Genomic DNA, 17,719 nt, shown 5'->3' with positions numbered 1-17,719 from the left:
GCTAGGCCTGAGCCATTTCCAGATAGCGGCAGAACGCATTGGCAAGCTGCATCTGCCGGGGCGTCTTGCATTCTGCTTCGAATATTTCGGGTGATGCGACAAGGATCGCGAGGCATTTTGCGCGAGAGATTGCGACATTGAAGCGGTTGGCGCTGTAGAGGAATTCCATGCCGCGCGGGGCATCGGCATGGCTCGACGTCGCCATCGAGTAGATCGCGATAGGCGCTTCCTGCCCCTGAAATTTATCGACGGTGCCCACGCGCACGCCCGGATGGCGGTGTTGAATCTCGAAGACCTGCGCATTGTAAGGCGTAATGACGATGATATCGTCGAGCGTGACGGGTTTTTCGTTGCCGTCGCGGTCGATCCAGCGTGTGTTGCTGTTCATGATCGTCACGACGACCCTGATCACAGCGTCCGCTTCTTCAATCGAATAGCTTTTGTTGCCCGCGTGCTCGACCGCGATGTAGCGAAGGCCGGAGCCTTTGAACGGCCCGTCAGACAGAATGACCTGCTTCTCGCATCCAGCCACGGGGTGGAGCTTGCTCTCGTAGAAGAGTTCTGAATCGAAGGCACAAATCGGCGGGTTCATCCGCCAGGTCTCGGCAAGAAACAAACCACGGTCGGCCTCAATCGTCTGCCTGCCGTCCAGCACATGCTCCAGCGACGACACGCCCGTGCCGTCGGGATGCGTTCCCTGCGTCGGCTGATCGAGCTGCTGCGGGTCCCCCAGCAGGATAAGCCGTTTTGCCGCGTGGGATACGGCCAGCACGTTGGCCAGTGACATCTGGGCCGCTTCGTCGACCACAAGCACGTCGAGAACGTCCTGTGCGTCCGCCATCGCCCATGTGAAGGACACGGCTCCCCCCACCTGGCATTGCCCGGAAGACAGCCTGCCGAACAAATCCTTATTGTCTTTTGCAAATTTCAGCCGCGGTAGGTCGTCCTCTTTTTCTTTTGCCTTGTGTATGCAGCAGAGATCGACCTTCATCTCGTCCGCCGCTTCGAGAACCTTGTCGAGCAGATTGCGGATCACTTTGTGGCTGTTGGCTGTAATCCCGACTTTCATTCCCTGCTGCACGAAGGCGCAGATCATGCGGGCTCCCGTGTGGGATTTTCCCGTGCCGGGCGGCCCCTGGATCGGCAGCACGCCACCTTCATGGCGGCTGGCGAGACGAAGCGCGGCGTCGAGCGTCGTCTCACCTTCATTCTGAATGGGCTGGCCATTGATGCGGGGCGGGACGCGCAAAAGGAGGTCCCTCGCCGCAAGGTAGGGACCGGGTCCGACGATGCCATGCTGGGCAACGTGCTCGCCGATCCGGAGCAGGCATTCGGCCTGCTCTTTCGATGGAACGATGTCATGAACATATATGGCCGCTGGATGGATAGCGGCTGTCGCCCCTGTCTTCTTGATGTCGATCGTTCGGTTCTCAGTTGAAATCGCGACGACCTCACCAAATGGATCACCGCCGATCGATCGTAGCTTCTTACTGGCCCGAATGTCGGTATCCTGCTGCGGGAACGCATATCGATGCGTCGGCAACCTCACTTTTCCTGTCTTCGGCAACTCGGTGATGTACGTCAAACCGGACAGTGCAGCCCGTTCGTCGAGCAATTCCTCGGCACTTAAAGCCTTGAGCCTGAAATGCTCCCACCAGGTCGCCTTATCTTCCCGGCGGTGCCAGTCCAGAATATTGGCCAGGACCCATTGTGCCTGCGGCTCTTCGCTGCGCTCGGCAGGGTCGACCGGGATGCCGCCCGTGAGACGCTCCACCAGTCGGTTGACCCGTTCCTGCCTGTCTGAAACCTCCTCGCTGGCTTCTTCCTGACCAGGTGACGGGCGGGGAACGGAGGTGCCTGCCGTCACAAGGTCGGATCGGAGTGACTCCAGCCAGTCGCGCAGCGCCTCCGTCGAGACGCAGTCATCCTGATTGTAGCCCTGGACGACTTCCCTGTCCGTGCGCGAGATCGAGCCATGGTCGCCGAGTTCAAGTCCCGCCTGAAGGCTGGTGAGCGCGACGTTCGCATCACTGAGGGGGACGACCCGCTCATAGCCGTAGAAGGCTTCGAGCCGCTTGATCGAGTAGCTTTCGACGCTGGCGCGCAGCGCGTTGCGCACGACGCCGTAGAGGTCGACAAATGCGTGACCGCGCAGCAGGTCGTCGATCTCGCTTTCGCGCGACGCGTAGCGGCCCATCAGGCGTTTTAACGCCGCAGGTTCGTACGGCGCGAAGTGGTAGATATGCAGATCGGGCCAGGTCTTTTGCCGCTCGATGGCGAAATCGACAAATCGTTCGAAGGCCGCCTTTTCCTGGGTCCGGTTGAACGACCAGTCGGCCCGGTACACGGCGTTGCCGCCTTCGTCCCGGAAGTGATAGCCGAACAGATATTCGAGGCCGTGCTCGCCGACGAACGGATCGCCTTCCAGATCGAAGAAGATATCGCCCGGCGAAGGCGCGGGGAGCGCGCAAAGGCCAAAACCCGGCTGCACGTCCAGCAGTTCAAAACGGCGCTCTCCGGATTCCCTGGCTGTGAACTGGATGAGCGCCTGGCTCTTCACCTTCTCATAGGATTGCACCGCGCCGCGCTTCGGTTTCCATGTCATCGGCGTTGGCAGGCCAGCAAGTCCCGCCAGTGTCCCGATGCCATTCTCGCGCAGCTCGGTGATCTGATTGCGCGATATGCCAGCCACGTAGGAGAGATGATCGTCACCGCGACGCCGCTTGTCGCAGGTCTCGTTCCAGCGGCAGACTTCGCAATGTTCGTTCGGCTCCGGATAGGTGTCCGGCCCAAGCTGGCCGTCGGTGACGCGCTCGATTGCCGCTTTTGCTTTTCTGAAGTAGGCGGCAAAATCCGCGGTTCGAAAGGTTTGCGGCACGAAATTCGTCCAGGGGGCGACGACGTGCGCAAACTCGGGTTGGTGCTGCTGCATCTCCGCCAGCATCTCGGAATAGAGACAGAGCTGAAGGACGGTGCCCCCCTTTGTCTCGCGTGCGAGCTTTGTGTCGGTCACCTCGTAGGACCAGTCGCCGAAGACGCTGGGCGTGCTGACACGGCGCAGGATATCGGCGCGGCCAGCCCAGCGTCCGCTGCGCAACGAGCCCTGGACGATGATCTCCCGACCGGCTTTCATGGCGTCGAGGGTCGCGTTGACACTTTCGTCCGTAATATCGACGCCTTCGATTGTGATCGCGTCCAGCCCGCTGGCCTGGAGGTGGACAATGAACGCCTGCTCATGCCGGAACCCGCGCACCCGCAGGATTTCAAGTAACGGGTCCCAATGGGAGGGTTTGGCGAGCGTGCCGACCGCAACCTGAATATCCAGAGCGGTCAGATGCTCACAGTTCACGTGGCCAACCAGATCAGTGGCGCTCAACAGTATTTTATCGTGAAGTTTCCTCATTATAGCCGATGCTACCAATGAAACCGGGTCCGATCCATCGAGAACCGCCGGTGTTCGAGTGATTCCGGTGTGTCAGGCAGAGCGCGTACCGGGCGTTTGCCCGTCGGGCCATACTCGGCTGAAGCCTCTCCGAGCCTGCCCGCTGCGACGGGCGCAGCGCGGCGAGTAGTCTCGGCCCGTATGGGTAACTGTCCCTCACGCGGGTCGGCTACTCGTGACTGGATTTGCGGGCTTTGGGGCGCGGCGCTTCGTTCAGGATGTCGCCATGGCAAAGGCCAAGGGCCTCCGCTACGCGCAGGCAGAGGATCAGGGTTCGTGACCGTTCGCCTTTCTCAATCATGCCGATGGCTGTGGGGCTCACGCCGGAAAGCGTGCCGAGCTTTTGAAGTGACAGCCCCTGACGCCCCCGATCCTATCGCAACGTTTGCATAACAACGAGAAATATACTCTCAACAACATGACGTATTTCATAAGTCTACTCTATCATTGAATAACAATCGTCTGCACAATGACAGTTATGCTATCGCTTCACGTGTATATAATGTACACTTTGCACGCGATGCGACGCTACCAGCTGCGGCACTCAATGACTATTGGAAATTTGTTGACTAAGTTCTGTTCTCTCCCACCAGCCGAAATGCGGCGGGAAACCATCATTCCTGTCAGCCTTCTTGGAAAACACGCAAGCCTTAGAAGCGACATGGTGTTTCTCTCGTACCGTCTGCTCCATGTCCTCACTCTGGTCCACCTGGTGATCCTTGCTACGATGTTTGTTGGAAACCTGATCGGGTTCGGCACTCTCATCCAGCCCGGTGAATTGCAGACAAACCCCAAGCTGGTGCCAGTAGTTTTTGCGTACCTTTCTCGCTTCTTCGACCTGCCGCTGACGCTTCTTTTCTATGCTCGGGCCCGCGCCGAGAGCAGTCCTCGGAATGAAAAGTGGATTATCGAGTTAAATAAAATTGAGATGGTAGATAGAGGCAGGTTTGTTTGGAGACTTCTTTCAGTATGTTGGTTATTGTTGGCCGCCATCCTATTTGTCTTCTGCAATATTCCGCCGATAGCGGGAATAATTCTATTTAAGATGCAATACACGATCGGAAATATCTGCCTTTTCCAAATCATCTGGGCGCTCTTGCTAGCTGGTGGATGGGCGGCTTTTGTACGAATGTTTTTCGTTATCGAAAAGATATTCCGGTTCTTTCCAGAGTTTCACCAGGACCTGATTTCTTGTGCGCGCGATCAAGGATACATTAATCAATAAGGAGAAAATTTATGCCTACTGATGCGGAGAATTTGGATACGGGTGCCCAGCTTACGATCTCGGAATTCATAGATCAGAATCCGGACTATAGCACTGCGTTGCGGGTGATCTTCGGAAATGACAACGCATCAGGCCTAAATCTCAACTCCGACGCGGAAACAACGCTTCTCGCATGCATGCCAACGTTGCCAAACGCCTTAGCCGCCATGCAGATTCTATATCAAGCGGACCCATCAGATTATGTGAAAGATGGCTTCGCGGATTTCCTGATGACGCTTACCGCGAAGGGGCTGGAGAAGCAGGAGGGGCTTAGCCTTCAAGTCTCCGCTGAAATGTCTACGCTTACCGCGACTCAGACCATCGAGCAGGCTTTCGTAACAGTGCTGGATAACCAGACATTGGTAGCTTATGTGTCAAAAGACACCGCACAGATTGTTCTGAGCGAGACGACGCTCTCGACGACTGCGTATATCCCAATCGGCGAGTACGCCGTTACCGCCGGAAAGCTTGTTTCTAACTTTGCCCTATACACCGCTCTCTTCGACGTGGTGGAGGCCAGCTACAATGCCGCTACGGGACACGAAGCTGATGCTTTTGCAAACTCCAAGGATGCGCTGGTAGCAGGAATCGCCTTTGCCGTTGCCGCTCTATTCGAAGCAATAACCGCCGCTATACCAATCGCGGATGTGGTCCTCCCTGTCTTGATGGGAGGCCTGACCGCTGTGGAGATGGACAAGCTAACGGACGAACTTCCTGTTCTAATTGCCACCGATAAGGCAAACGGGAAGACCGAAAGTGAAATACTTGATCATGTACGCGAGCACATAGCCAATGTTGTGAATGCACAATGGGCGGCAACTGGCTCTACAGCCACTACTGCATTAAGCGATGCACAGGGGTATATCGGTTCGCTCTTCAATGGCACTAAAGATCTCGCAGCAGCGGGCAATTGGGCACCGGTAGCGCCTTTGCCCGACTACTGCGTTGCCGCCAAAACCCCCTGGAACAGCGCCTTCTCCGAAGGCTCGCCGCTCGTCCTCGACCTCACCACGACCCACACGGGCATTGCGTTGACGACGTTCAACGCTTCGACAACCACGACCTTCTTCGACATCGACAATTCCGGCTTTGCGACGCAGACGGCATGGGTCGGCGCGAACATGGGATTGCTGTGCCGCGACCTGAACAGCAACGGGACTATCGACAATGCGGGCGAGTTATTCGGCTCTCCAACCGTGGATGGGTTCGCGCTTCTTTCGACGCTCGATTCCAACGGCGATCATCGGATCGATCAATACGATTCAGCCTGGAGCACCCTGAAAATCTGGGTGGATGCGAATGGCGATGCGGTGACGCAGGGCGGCGAATTGCACAGCATGTCCGACCTCGGCGTCGCGAGCATTGATCTTGCGGCGGTGGCGTCCTCGACCTCGGTAATTTCCGGCAACGCGATCAGCCACACCAGTTTCTTCACCTTCACCAGCGGTGCGACGGCAGCGATTGACGATGCGTGGTTCGTGCATGACAAGACGGACAGCTATTACAACGGCGATTACACGCTCGATGTGGACACATTGTTCCTGCCGACACTGCGGGGCTTCGGCACGCTGCCGGACCTTGTTATCGCGGAAAGCCAGGATTCAACGCTGAAGGGGCTGGTGAGCGATTTCGCCTCCGGGTTCGATCCAGCGACCAGCTTTGCGGATGCCACGACACTGAACGACGATATCACGGATATCCTTTACCGCTGGGCGGGTGTGGACGGCGTCAGTTCAACGAGTCGAGGCGCGAACATTGATGCGCGTGTGCTTGAGTTCCTGGAAAAATTCTTTGGGCAAAACTTCGTTCAGAATGGCATAGGCCCGAATCCGATGGCCCATGCGGCAGATGATCTGACAGAGGCGTGGCAGCGCCTGTACTATTTCATGAAAGCGGCGTTACTCACCGAGGTAGGGGCGGATATCATCTACGGAGGAACCATCAGCTACAATCCCTCCACCGGGGATTTTGATGGGGACAAGGTATTGTCCCAAGCGGAGATCGACGCACTGCAGGCAGCTGCGCCGACAACCAACACGGCGGATCGCTCCGAGTATTGGCAACAAATTGCTGAGTACATCAATTTCACCAAGGGTTTTGAAAATCTGGTCACTGCTGAAAACACAATGATGAACAACGCCATCGTGGCAACGGACTCCAGCCTTTCGTGGACAATCGTCAGCAATGCGGCGCTGGGGTTGCCTGATGTGACCGATCAGACGATCACCGGCACTTCGGGCAATGACACGCTAAATGGCTGGCTGGGCAATGATACCATCAATGGGCTCGGCGGCGCGGACACCATCCACGGCGATGCCGGCAACGATACTATTACTGTTACCGGCGCAGGGTCCGTTCTATATGGCGACGGTGGAGACGATGCGCTCCATGCGGGGTCGGGTGGCAATACCCTCTATGGCGGCTCAGGCAATGATACCCTGACGGGAGGATCGGGAAATGACCTTCTTGATCCGGGATCGGGCGGCAACTTCGTTTACGGCAAGGGGGGAAATGACACGTATGTCTTCAGTGGCGCTGACGATGTCTATAGCGAATACAGCGGCAGCTCTGGAACTGATACGATACTTCTTCCGTCCGGGATAACGCTTGGCAGTTTGACATTTACCCAGACGATGGAGCTGGGAGACTCGATCGATCTGACCATAACGGTAGGTACGATCGGCGAAATCACGATACAGCATTTCTTCCTTTCGAATGGAGGCTCTATTACGGCAGGCGGAAGCAATATCGAGACGCTGACGTTCGCCGATGCCTCGACGTATACGCTTACCTCGATGACGTCGATCGTGACTCAAGGCACATCGGGCGACGACAGTATTCATGGCGCGAGTGTGTCGGGACATACTATCAATAACACTGTTTATGCGGGCGATGGAGACGATCTTATTTACGTAGGTAACGGCACAAACAGCATTGATGGCGGCGCAGGCAACGACATAATCCATGGTGGGACGGGCAGCGATACATATGTCATGTCAGCCGGGTTCGACAGGATTATCGATAGCAGCACCGGGACAAACATCTTGCTGATGCCCGACGGCGTTACAGCCGAGGACGTGCACTTTTTGCGCCATTCAAATACGTCGGCTAATCTTGATGTCACAGTCGACGGCTTGGGTCAGGTGACCATCGACGCGCAGTTTACCACTGCGGTCAAGATAGCGCAGATAGAATTTCACGACAGTAGCACCATCAGCCTGTCTGGTCAGGTCGTGGAAACTGTCGGAACAACTGGTAATGACACGCTCACCGGCATAACCCTCGGTGGGAGCACGAATGATATCCTCGACGGGCGAGAGGGCAACGATCTCCTGTCCGGCGGCGCGGGCAATGACACGTATATTGTGTCAGTTGGGCACGACTCGGTTAATGACTCGGGCGGAACCGATAAGATATTTTTTGGCGACAACTGGCTGCCGACCGACATCACTTTCTACCGTGGAATTTACAACGAGCTTTATCTTCAAGACGGCGCCGGAAACGTAACGTCCATCACGGGCGAGTTTCAAAGCACCGGAGCTGCCGTTGAAACAATAGAGTTCTCAAACGGCACAACCTGGAATCCGATGACCATGGCCATGGAAGTCCATGGGACGTCGGGCAATGATACGATTAGCCCGTCGGCATACGGAAACCAGGCGCTCGCGGTCTACGGCTATGATGGCGCTGACAATCTGCACGCAGGAACGTCAGACAGTCAGATTTATGGAGGAAACGGGAACGATGCTCTCTATGGGCAGAGCGGGAACGACTTTTTCTCCGGCGGAGACGGCTCTGACACGATCACCGGCAACAGCGGCGCAGATACCATCGCCTTCTATTCAGGCGAGACAGGCTCCGATACGGTTTACGGTTTCAGCACGTCACAGGGCGACAAGATCGACCTCCATGACTTGCTGACCGGCTACGATCCTCTGACGAGTGCGATCACCGACTTTGTCCATGTCACCGCGAGCGGCAGCAATGCCATCGTGTCGGTTGACGCGAACGGTGCGACCGGCGGCGCGAGCTTCACGCAGATCGCAACCCTTTCTGGGCTGAGCAGCCTGGCGGGCCACGAAGCCGACATGCTGGCGAACGGCAACCTGATCGCGCACGCGGCCTGACGAACAGCATCCTCAATTTGCAATGGCCGCGGCGAAAGTCGCGGCCAATTTTTCTATGCAGACTCCGCAGCGATAGGCGGTCGGCCGCACCTTTCCTGTACAATCTGCCCCTGGTCATAAACTGGTCCCTCTCCGCTCAGGGGGCAGACATGGCGCTCGATGCGCGATATGTGGTTGGAATTGAGACACGAATTGCACCGGCAGCAGGCTGATCATGTCCAACCAGGATTTTGAGAACGGCAAGTATGGCGGACCGGCCAGCGACACGACCGAATACAAAAAAGGCCGCGACCAGCGCATGCTCAGGGAAGATGCGGAGATGAGAGCGCAGCTTCGCGCGTCGCTCTCTAGTCATTCTCCACAGTCGGTCACGCAAACTGACGCGCCGTTTTTTTGCGATCCCACGCCGCGCGCCGCTTCAAGGCCCGCCGTGAGACGCCCCCCAACGAAGACGCCTCTCCAAAAGGCGTGGGACGACAACCCCGTTCGCTGCATCATGGCGTTCGCCATCCCCCTGGCCGTGTCCGCATTCATCATCTGGCCGCTCCTCGCAATGACAGGCGCTCTCCAAGTCGCAGTCTGGCTTGGCGGGTTCCCTTACAACGGCTATTTCGCGGAGGTGTTCGGCTACGGCGCACCGGCGATCTTTCTCCTCTATGGAAGCTGTATGCTGGCGGAGTGGAGGATCGCACGCAGAACCAGACCGAAAAGGGCGGCGGATGGTGCCGTCGTTGCCGGTCGTCCCTTCGCGCGAAAGACGCAAAAGTAGAACCCGTGACCGGCATTCCGGGAGGCCGTCCGGCGGGGGATGCCTAGCTGACTACGGGCTTCCCGCCATTCATCACATTCTAGCGTCCGTCTGATCGAGTCAGGTTAAGGCAATTGAGTTCTTAGAGGCCGCCGGCAGGCGGCCTTTTTTTCATGGCATTTCCTGATGCAGATCACAGCGGCTGGCGTGCCGGGCCTCGCCCGTCGGGCCATATTCGGCTGCCGCCTCGCCGAGCCTTTAAGTCTCGGCCCATGCGGGTGACTGTCCCTCACGCGAAGAAGCAGGACAGGAAAAAAGAGGGGCCTTGCCCCATGCCGTCAAGGACCCGGCGCAAGCGTGAAAACCGCAAACCGTGTTGTCGCTGACGCTCCGGCCCGCACCAGCTTTGCGGTTTTCAGTCCCTGACGGCACTCCCCCCGCTCATTGCCGCTCCGGCTAGCAGGGTTGCATGCGCAACCCTTTTAGCAAGGAAGGAAAAGGCAGTGAAAACAGACATTTATCAGCGCGTGACTGACAGCATCGTGGCCAGCTTAGAAACGGGCATCCGCCCGTGGATCAAGCCTTGGAGCGGCGATCATGCGGCGGGCCGGATCATGCGGCCCCTGCGCGGCAACGGTGAACCCTATCGCGGCATCAATATCCTGATGCTGTGGGGTGCGGCGATGGAGAAAGGGTACACCAGCCCCAGCTGGATGACCTTCAAACAGGCGCTGGCGCTTGGCGGCAATGTGCGGAAGGGCGAGCAGGGCAGCCTTGTCGTTTATGCCTCGACGTTCTCGCGCACCGAAGCCGATGCGACGACGGGCGAAGAGCAGGAAAGGGATATTCCGTTCCTGAAAGGCTACACCGTCTTTAACGCCGAGCAGATTGACGGGCTTCCGGCGCAGTACATTGCGCCCGTGCCGCCGCGCCTCGATTCCATCGAGCGGATCGGACATGCCGAGGCGTTCTTTGCGGCGACAGGTGCTGCCATCCGGCATGGCGGCAATCAGGCCTATTACAACATGGGCACCGACCATGTGCAGATGCCGCCGTTTGAAGCGTTCCGCGATGCCGAAAGCTACTACGCCACGCTGGCCCATGAACTGACGCACTGGACCCGGCACAAGTCACGCCTTGAGCGGGATTTCGGGCGCAAGCGGTTTGGCGACGAAGGCTATGCGATGGAGGAACTTGTCGCCTTATCCTGACTCTGTAATCCTGTCTCAGAATCAGGCATTGAGGGGCCCCACCGACTGTTCCGGTGAGGCTCTTCAGACGTCCGGGTCAAGCGTTCCCGCAGCGTAGCGAGGACAACGCTTGACGCGGCGGCGGCACGACAAGCTGTTCATGGGGTGCAGGCGAAGTCCTGCACCCCTGCCACGCGGCGAGCGGGAGAGCGCGAGGGGAACCCCTCGCATTCAAGACAATAACTTGCGCCGTAGGCGCTCCGCTTAGGTCACGTGCGTGCAGTTGTATTTTACCGATCTTGGCGCTCTGTCGCGCCCGCTTTCTGTTGACGGCTCCCCCGTGAACATCATGACCGGCGCGCTCGACATCGCCGAGCGCGCCGGTCTGATCGACGGCATGCCCTTCATCCTGATGGATGACGGCAGCTACGATCCCAACCTCAATCGGTTCTTTCGCGCCTGTCCGGGCGTGGGCGCGCGGTCGCCGAACACGTGGCGCTCCTATGCCCGGGATATTCTCGTCTGGGCGCGCTTTCTCGGCGAGCGGCGCGGCGGCAAGACGGTCTGGCAGGCGGACCGTCATGACGTGCTTGCCTTTCACCGGGCGCGGCGCCTGTCGGACGCCGCGTTCCGCATTTCGGCGGCAAGCTGGAATCGGAGCGTTGCAGCGCTTGATAAGCTCTACCGCTGGGCCGTCGAAGAAGCGATCACCACGGCATCACCCTTCAGCTATGGCGTCGCTCTTCGCAGGGCGGCGGGCACGCGCGCCGTGCTGGCCGTCCAGACGAACCGGGCGCGCGAGCGCGCAGCGCGGCGGCACGATATGCGCTACATCGACCTCGGCCGCTATCTCCTGTTCCGCGACGTGGGGCTGCGCGGACGCTTGCCCGACGGCTCGGAGGACCCGACATGGCGCGGCCGCAATGGTGAGCGGAACGCGCTGTTCGCCGAGCTTCTGGTAACCACCGGTCTGCGGCTGACGGAGGCGGGCAGCCTGCTTCTGACCGAGCTGCCGCGCTCGACCGAGCCCGGATCGCGCTCCGTTCCATTCGATCTTCCCGGTCCGATCGCCAAGGGCGGACGACCGCGGCGCATTCGCATTCCCCGCCGCGTGCTGACCTTGATCGGCGACTATGTCGATCTCGAGCGCACCATCACGTCCGCGCGCTCAGAGCTTTCGATGCCCGATCCGCTGTGGTTGACTCCGGATGCCGGGAAGGCTGTCGACGCGGCGGGCAAGCGCGTCCGGCTCGACCGGCTCACGCCGGGCGAGCGCCGGCGTGTGCTGATCGGCGCACTTGGCAAGGCGCAGCACGCCTTGCTCTGGCTCACCGAAGGCGGCCAGCCTGTGCCATCGGCCACCTGGGAAGCCGCCTTCCGCCGGGCCTGCGCCCGCTGCCGCCGCTTCGGTATTGATCTCGACGTGACGCCGCACACCCTGCGGCACACCTTCGCTGTCAGCATGCTTTCCATGTTGATCCGCGAGCAGATCGGCGCGGTGTTCGATCCACAGGATCGGCATGGTGCGGCCTATCGACGGATTCTCGGCGATCCGTTGCAGAAGCTCCAGCACCTCCTGGGGCACGCTAGTGTGACGAGCACCTACATTTATCTCGACAGCCTTGCCGAAGCGCAGGAGCTGGTCGATGCGGCGGCCGATCGTTGGGCTGAAGAGACGACCGGTGATGTGGAATGACCACGGTAGCTGCGGCGGTGCGGCGGCCGGGCCGCCGTGCCCTCTTTCCCGAGGCGTTGCCCGATCCGGAAGGCGAAGCCGGTGCTGCGATCGCGTCGCTCCGCTTCACCGTCACACTGGCGGATCGCAGCGTCACGATCGACCTGATGACGCTGAGCGGTCGAACCGCATTGGCCCGGACTTTTGCAGGCGCGCTCTGGCGCGCCTGCCAGGTCGGGGGTCCAGCGGGCTCGATCTCGACAGCCTCCGCCTATGCCAATGCGCTCAAGACGTTCTGGCGCTATCTCGATTCCACCAGACCGCGCGTCGCCAGTCTCTCCGACGTCAACGCCGCTTGCATCGACGGCTTCGATGCCTGGATGGAGGAGAGCGGTCTCCATCCCAATCACCGGCTGCAGCGGATGAGCAAGGTGCTCAACCTCCTCCGGCTCGCCGAGGCGGCGGAGCCCGGCCGCCTGCCGCCCGATGCCTCGCGGCGGCTGATGTACACGAGCGACCGGCCCGGCGTGCGCGCCCGTCCACGCGATGCCTATGGCGACTACATCGCTACGGCGTTGCGGACCGCTGCGCGCACCGATCTCGCCGCCATCATTCGTCGCTTCGCCGAGGCCGATCGCATTCCGACGGTCGACGTTGTTGATCGGAACGAGGCTCTGGCAACGGCTCACGAAGCGGCCATGGCGTTGATCGATGCGGAAGGCGTCATCGGGCACCGGCATCCTCTCTTCACGCGGCTCTACACGCTGCGCCGCGAGAGCGGCCTGCCGAACGACCGCCTCATCCACGATCTGCATGGCCGCCGGCATCTCATCGCCGCCGATCTCGTGCCGCTCATCGTGCTTATCTCGCTCGACACGGGTCTCGAGATCGAAGCGATCAAGGAGTTACGCGCGGACTGCCTGAAGAACCCGGCAGGCGGCTATGTCGAGATCGAGTATTGCAAGCGGCGTGCGCGCGGCGCCGAGTGGAAGCGGCTACGCGTGCGCGACGGCGGTTCCTCGACGCCGGGCGGCCTGCTGCGCAAGGTGCTGCAATGGACGGAGCCGGCAAGAAGCCGGCTCGTCACCGACACGCTCTGGGTCCATTGCGCCTGGGGCCGACTGACCCCGCGCGTGTTGAGCATGAAGGAGACTGCGGCTTCATGGGTCAGGCGACATGGCATCGCCGATGAACAGGGTCAGCCGCTTCGTCTCAATCTGACGCGCCTGCGCAAGACCCACAAGGCGGCATGGTATCGGCGCACGGGCGGCCAACTCGACCGCTTCGCCGTCGGCCACACCGTCGCGGTCGCGGCGAACCACTACGCCGATATCCCCGCGCTCCGCCACCTGCACGAGGCGACCGTTGCCGACGCCATGAGCGATGCGCTCGACGCCGCCATGCGCCCCTGCGTCCTATCGTCGGAAGAGGAGGCGGCCGTTCGGGCCGATCCCGACCAGGCGACCGGCCTTCCGATTGCAGGCGCCGCCGCGGTAAACGCGCTGCTCGGCAGCGAGCAGGACGTCTGGCTCGCCAGTTGCTCGGGCTTCTACGCGAGCCCGTTCGGCGCGCAAGGGGAGGCCTGTCCGTCCCCTTTCTGGGGCTGCCTTGAATGCAGCAATGCGGTGATCACCTCCCGCAAGCTACCAGCGCTTCTGGCCTTCCTTGGCTTCATCCGGGCGCAGCGACAGGTGCTGAGTGAAGCCGACTGGATCACCAAGTTCGCCAAGGTTCACGGGCGCATTGCTGATCAGATTCTTCCCCGCTTTGCAGACGTCGAGATCGAGGAGGCGCGCCGGATTGCAACTTCGGATCCGACGCTCATCTACCTGCCACCCGAAGCGCGGGCGCCGTAATGCCGGGCTCTGCCAAGCATTCGCCGCGGCCGTCGCTGCCTTCGGCCATGTACCGGGATGACGAGCCGGTGCTCAGCGGCATTCCGATCAGGGACGATGCCGACCGCGCGCAGCTTCCCCGCTTCGGTGACGATCACTGGGATTTGAGCGCCGCCATTTTCCGGGTCAACGCCCGCTACAGCAATTACCGGCTCAACTTCGCAGGGATCGCCGATCCGGCCACGCGGCGGTTGGCGAAGGAATACGTGATCGCCCGCCTGCGCATCCATGTGCCGGGATATCGCGCACCTTGTGGGGCGACCTCGGCGATCCGGCTCCTGCGCTACGTCCAGCACTTTGCTGCGTTCCTGTGCACGCAGCTCGGCGTAGTCGACCTCGGCCGGATCGATCAGGCTTTGCTCGACGCCTATCTGGCGCATGCCCGCGATGGCGGCCGGAGAACGCCTCACGAGACAGTCAAGTATGTCGAGGTGCCGATCGACATGCATCACCTGTCGCCGTGGCTGACCGGCGGCGGCATCGGCCTTCTGCCGTGGCGCGGGCGCGCCGCGCACCGCGTTGCCGGCCGGCCGCCGGCGCCGGCCGAGAACGCCACGCCGCGCATTCCCGAGCCGATCATCGGGGCCATGCTCCGCTGGGCGCTCAAGTATGTCGAGGTCTATGCATCCAATATCCTTGCCGCGCGGGCGGAACTGGACGCTCTCGAAGCTCGTGGCGCCCGGCTGATGGCGCGGGATGCGCGCACAGGACGGGCCGTCGCCAAGACCTATCGCGCCCGCGTGGCGAAGTGGCTCGACGCGCGCCGAGCCGCCGGCCGAGGCGTGCCGATCTGGGAGCGCGCGCCCAACGCCGCGCGGCGGATCAATCCGCTGACCGGCGAAGAGCTGCCGCCCTACAACCTCTATCTAATGCGCTTGCACGCCGGCGCGCCGGAGAGCGGACGCGTCAGCCAGTCCGAGCCGACCGCGCGGCTGATCGAGGAGATGGTCGCCGAACTTGGGACCGAGGTCGGTGGTCTCGATACGCCGATCTCGGTCGATCCGGACACGCGCCTGCCATGGCGCGAGCGCTTCGATAGCCTCAGTCTCGCCCGCGAGGAGCGGATGCTGCAGGGCGCCTGCTATCTCGTCTGCGCCTATCTCACGGGCATGCGCGACAGCGAGGTTCAGGCCATGCAGCCGGGCTGCGTGTCGCTGGTGCGAAGCGCCGACGGCCTGGTCGAACGCTATCGGGTGCGCAGCACCGTCTACAAGCGCCATGGTCCGCGCGGCGTAACGGCCGACTGGATCACGATCGAGCCGGTAGCCCGCGCCGTGGAAGTCATGGAAGTGCTCTCGGCACGCAACCGCAAGGAGAAGGGGCTCTCGTCCCTGTGGGTGACCCTGAAGGACTGGCCCTGGAGCGCCGATCATCTCGGCATAGGTGCGGCGCCGACGCTCAATCTTTTCCGCGACGGTGTCGATGCGCATGCGCAAGACGGGCCGGCCATCCCGCGCATTGGTGACGAGCCCTGGAAGTTCACGACGCGGCAATTGCGCCGCACGGTCGCCTGGTACATCGCCAACCGGCCGTTCGGTACGGTCGCCGGCAAGATCCAGTACAAGCACGCCTCCGTCGCCATGTTCGAGGGCTATGCCGGATCGAGCCAGGCCGATTTCCGGCTCGCTGTCGAGCGCGAGCGCGCGCTCGGCCAGCTCGACGATATCGTCGCCCATTACGAGGCGTTCCTTCGCCAGGAAGGTCCGGCCGGACCGGGTGCGGCCCGATTGCGACGGGAGTTCGTCCGCGTTGAGGGCGAACTAGGCGATCTCCCCGGCCGGATGATGGACCGCAAGCGGCTGCGCACCATGCTTGCCCATCTCGGGCGGACGCTGCATGTCGGCTTCCTCAACGACTGTCTCTTCGAAGCGGCGACCGCGCTTTGCCTCACCGGCGTGTCGGACTCCGAACGAACGGCGCCGGCCTTGTCGCGATGCAGCCCGGACCGCTGTCCCAACGCCTGTCTGACCGTCCGGCACCTCGGGCCTTGGCAGACTTCGATCGCCGAGGGCGAAGCGCTCCTTTCCGACCGGCGCCTGTCGCAGCTGCAGCGCACGGCAATCCTTAAGGACAATGAGCGGAAGCGCCGACTGGTAGCACCCCTCCTGGAGGGTGACGCATGACAGCGCTCGGGCCGAAGAGCGAAGCCGCGTTGAGGGCGGCCATGGCGCGGCTTCTCGACGGCCGCCCCGAGCGCACCGACGGGGCGCTGACCATCGCCAATCTGGCACGCGAGGCCGGCATCAGCCGGGCGACGGCGAACCGGGCCGGTGATCTTCTCATCGAGTTCCGGACCGCCGAGGTCCGCCAGCGACGATCGTCGCCCAGCGCCCTCAAGGAACGCGTCCGCGCTCTCGAAGCGGAGCTGCGCGCCGTGCGCGGTGCCGAGATGGCCGAGCTGCGGGCGCTCGCCCGCACGCTCGCGCAGCATATCCAGGTGCTGACATTGCAGGTCGCCGAGCGCGATGCCGTGATCGACGGTCTGCAGGACGAGCTGGCACGATCCGTTGACGCCAGAGTCGTGCCGCTGCGGCGTCCGCCTCGTGGTGGCGGCTGAGAGCCGCGCGTCATCCTCATCGATCCGGTCTCGGCGCGCCGGTCATGGCCGCCTCCTCAAGCTCGCCCGTCGAGGCAGGGCTCGGGTTGTGGCAGACGCTGCCGGCCCGTCAACCCTGTTCCGCACCAGCACCGAGAACAGGGTGTGACGGGCCGGCTTCCCGCGTCTGCCTCTGCCGCCTCGCCCTCGACGGAGAGGGCGAGCTTGAGGAGGCAGCCATGACCACGAATCGCACACATGAGACCCGGACCGACATCTACGAGCGCGTCACCAGCCAGATCATCGCCGCCATCGAGGCCGGCGCCGACGACTATCGGATGCCCTGGCACCATGACGGATCGGCCATCACCACGCCCGTCAACGTCGCCTCGCAGAAGGCCTATCGCGGCGTCAACGTCATCGCACTCTGGGCCGCGGCTCACGGGGTCGGCTATCCCGCCGGCATCTGGGGCACCTATCGCCAGTGGCAGGCACTCGGCGCCCAGGTCCGCAAGGGCGAGCGCGGCCATCTGGTCGTGTTCTGGAAGATTGCCGATCGCCACGGCGAGGCCGACGCCGAGGACGGCGACGAAGATCGCGACGAGCCTGCCCGGCGCATGTTCGCCCGCGGCTACACGGTTTTCAATTGCGCCCAGGTCGATGGCTACACGCCGCCCGAGATGCCGGTGCTGCCCGAGGCAGAGCGTATCGAGCAGGCCGAGCGGTTCTGTGCGGCGCTTGGCATCGACATCCGGCACGGCGGCTCACGAGCGTACTACAGACCGTCCACGGATCACGTGCAGATGCCCGAGTTTGCCTGCTTCCGCGATGCCGTCGCCTAC

The 17,719-nt window shown here is 61.6% G+C and carries 10 protein-coding genes and 1 pseudogene; 9 read left to right on the top strand and 2 right to left on the bottom strand.

What is annotated here, in order from left to right; translation table 11 throughout:
* Nucleotide 1 precedes the first annotated feature (1 nt).
* Together CGZ66_RS27735 and CGZ66_RS41770 are read right to left on the bottom strand one after the other, a co-directional pair.
* The gene (locus CGZ66_RS27735) at nt 2-3,376 is read right to left on the bottom strand and encodes a TM0106 family RecB-like putative nuclease (RefSeq protein WP_342586881.1); all 3,375 of its coding nucleotides are present in this window, start codon (nt 3,374-3,376) and stop codon (nt 2-4) included.
* Between the two features lie 235 nt (nt 3,377-3,611).
* A pseudogene (locus tag CGZ66_RS41770) lies at nt 3,612-3,800 on the bottom strand (helix-turn-helix transcriptional regulator); the annotation flags it as partial.
* Nucleotides 3,801-4,007: 207 nt separating this feature from the next.
* On the opposite strand from CGZ66_RS41770, the gene CGZ66_RS27725 reads away from it, so the two are divergent.
* The 9 genes from CGZ66_RS27725 to CGZ66_RS27685 all read left to right on the top strand — a co-directional run.
* Entirely contained in the window at nt 4,008-4,667 is a 660-nt protein-coding gene (locus CGZ66_RS27725; RefSeq protein ID WP_143748867.1) for a hypothetical protein, read from the top strand.
* An 11-nt stretch (nt 4,668-4,678) separates the two neighbouring features.
* The gene (locus tag CGZ66_RS27720; protein ID WP_095089985.1) at nt 4,679-8,833 is read left to right on the top strand and encodes a calcium-binding protein; all 4,155 of its coding nucleotides are present in this window, start codon (nt 4,679-4,681) and stop codon (nt 8,831-8,833) included.
* A 214-nt stretch (nt 8,834-9,047) separates the two neighbouring features.
* On the top strand, nt 9,048-9,602 hold the full coding sequence (locus CGZ66_RS27715) for a hypothetical protein (protein ID WP_095089983.1): 555 nt from the start codon (nt 9,048-9,050) through the stop codon (nt 9,600-9,602).
* 482 nt (nt 9,603-10,084) lie between these two features.
* Nucleotides 10,085-10,792 (top strand): ArdC-like ssDNA-binding domain-containing protein, encoded by a 708-nt coding sequence (locus tag CGZ66_RS27710; protein ID WP_095089981.1) that lies wholly within the window; start codon nt 10,085-10,087, stop codon nt 10,790-10,792.
* Nucleotides 10,793-11,120: 328 nt separating this feature from the next.
* On the top strand, nt 11,121-12,467 hold the full coding sequence (locus CGZ66_RS27705; protein WP_245331108.1) for a tyrosine-type recombinase/integrase: 1,347 nt from the start codon (nt 11,121-11,123) through the stop codon (nt 12,465-12,467).
* Nucleotides 12,464-14,302: a hypothetical protein gene (locus CGZ66_RS27700; protein ID WP_095084959.1), complete on the top strand. Its 1,839-nt coding sequence runs from the start codon at nt 12,464-12,466 to the stop codon at nt 14,300-14,302. Before CGZ66_RS27705 ends, CGZ66_RS27700 begins: the two co-directional genes overlap by 4 nt.
* Nucleotides 14,302-16,464, top strand: coding sequence for a hypothetical protein (locus CGZ66_RS27695; protein ID WP_095084958.1), 2,163 nt, complete (start codon nt 14,302-14,304; stop codon nt 16,462-16,464). The genes CGZ66_RS27700 and CGZ66_RS27695 overlap by 1 nt, the downstream gene beginning before the upstream one ends.
* Nucleotides 16,461-16,898, top strand: coding sequence for a hypothetical protein (locus tag CGZ66_RS27690; RefSeq protein WP_095084957.1), 438 nt, complete (start codon nt 16,461-16,463; stop codon nt 16,896-16,898). Before CGZ66_RS27695 ends, CGZ66_RS27690 begins: the two co-directional genes overlap by 4 nt.
* Before the next feature lie 218 nt (nt 16,899-17,116).
* The coding region (locus CGZ66_RS27685) for an ArdC family protein (RefSeq protein WP_095090080.1) at nt 17,117-17,719 on the top strand (603 nt) is incomplete at its 3' end.

This window comes from Mesorhizobium sophorae, assembly GCF_002270415.1.
In the GTDB taxonomy this organism is placed as follows: Bacteria; Pseudomonadota; Alphaproteobacteria; order Rhizobiales; family Rhizobiaceae; genus Mesorhizobium; species Mesorhizobium sophorae.
The sequence above is the reverse complement of the archived record's forward strand: the minus strand, read 5'-3'. Positions and strand labels throughout refer to the sequence as shown.

Excerpts from the sequence above, each read along its gene's own strand:
- CGZ66_RS27720 (WP_095089985.1), top strand. The coding sequence starts at position 4,679 with ATGCCTACTGATGCGGAGAATTTGGATACGGGTGCCCAGCTTACGATC.
- CGZ66_RS27715 (WP_095089983.1), top strand. The coding sequence starts at position 9,048 with ATGTCCAACCAGGATTTTGAGAACGGCAAGTATGGCGGACCGGCCAGC.
- CGZ66_RS27705 (WP_245331108.1), top strand. The coding sequence starts at position 11,121 with ATGACCGGCGCGCTCGACATCGCCGAGCGCGCCGGTCTGATCGACGGC.
- CGZ66_RS27700 (WP_095084959.1), top strand. The coding sequence starts at position 12,464 with ATGACCACGGTAGCTGCGGCGGTGCGGCGGCCGGGCCGCCGTGCCCTC.
- CGZ66_RS27695 (WP_095084958.1), top strand. The coding sequence starts at position 14,302 with ATGCCGGGCTCTGCCAAGCATTCGCCGCGGCCGTCGCTGCCTTCGGCC.
- CGZ66_RS27690 (WP_095084957.1), top strand. The coding sequence starts at position 16,461 with ATGACAGCGCTCGGGCCGAAGAGCGAAGCCGCGTTGAGGGCGGCCATG.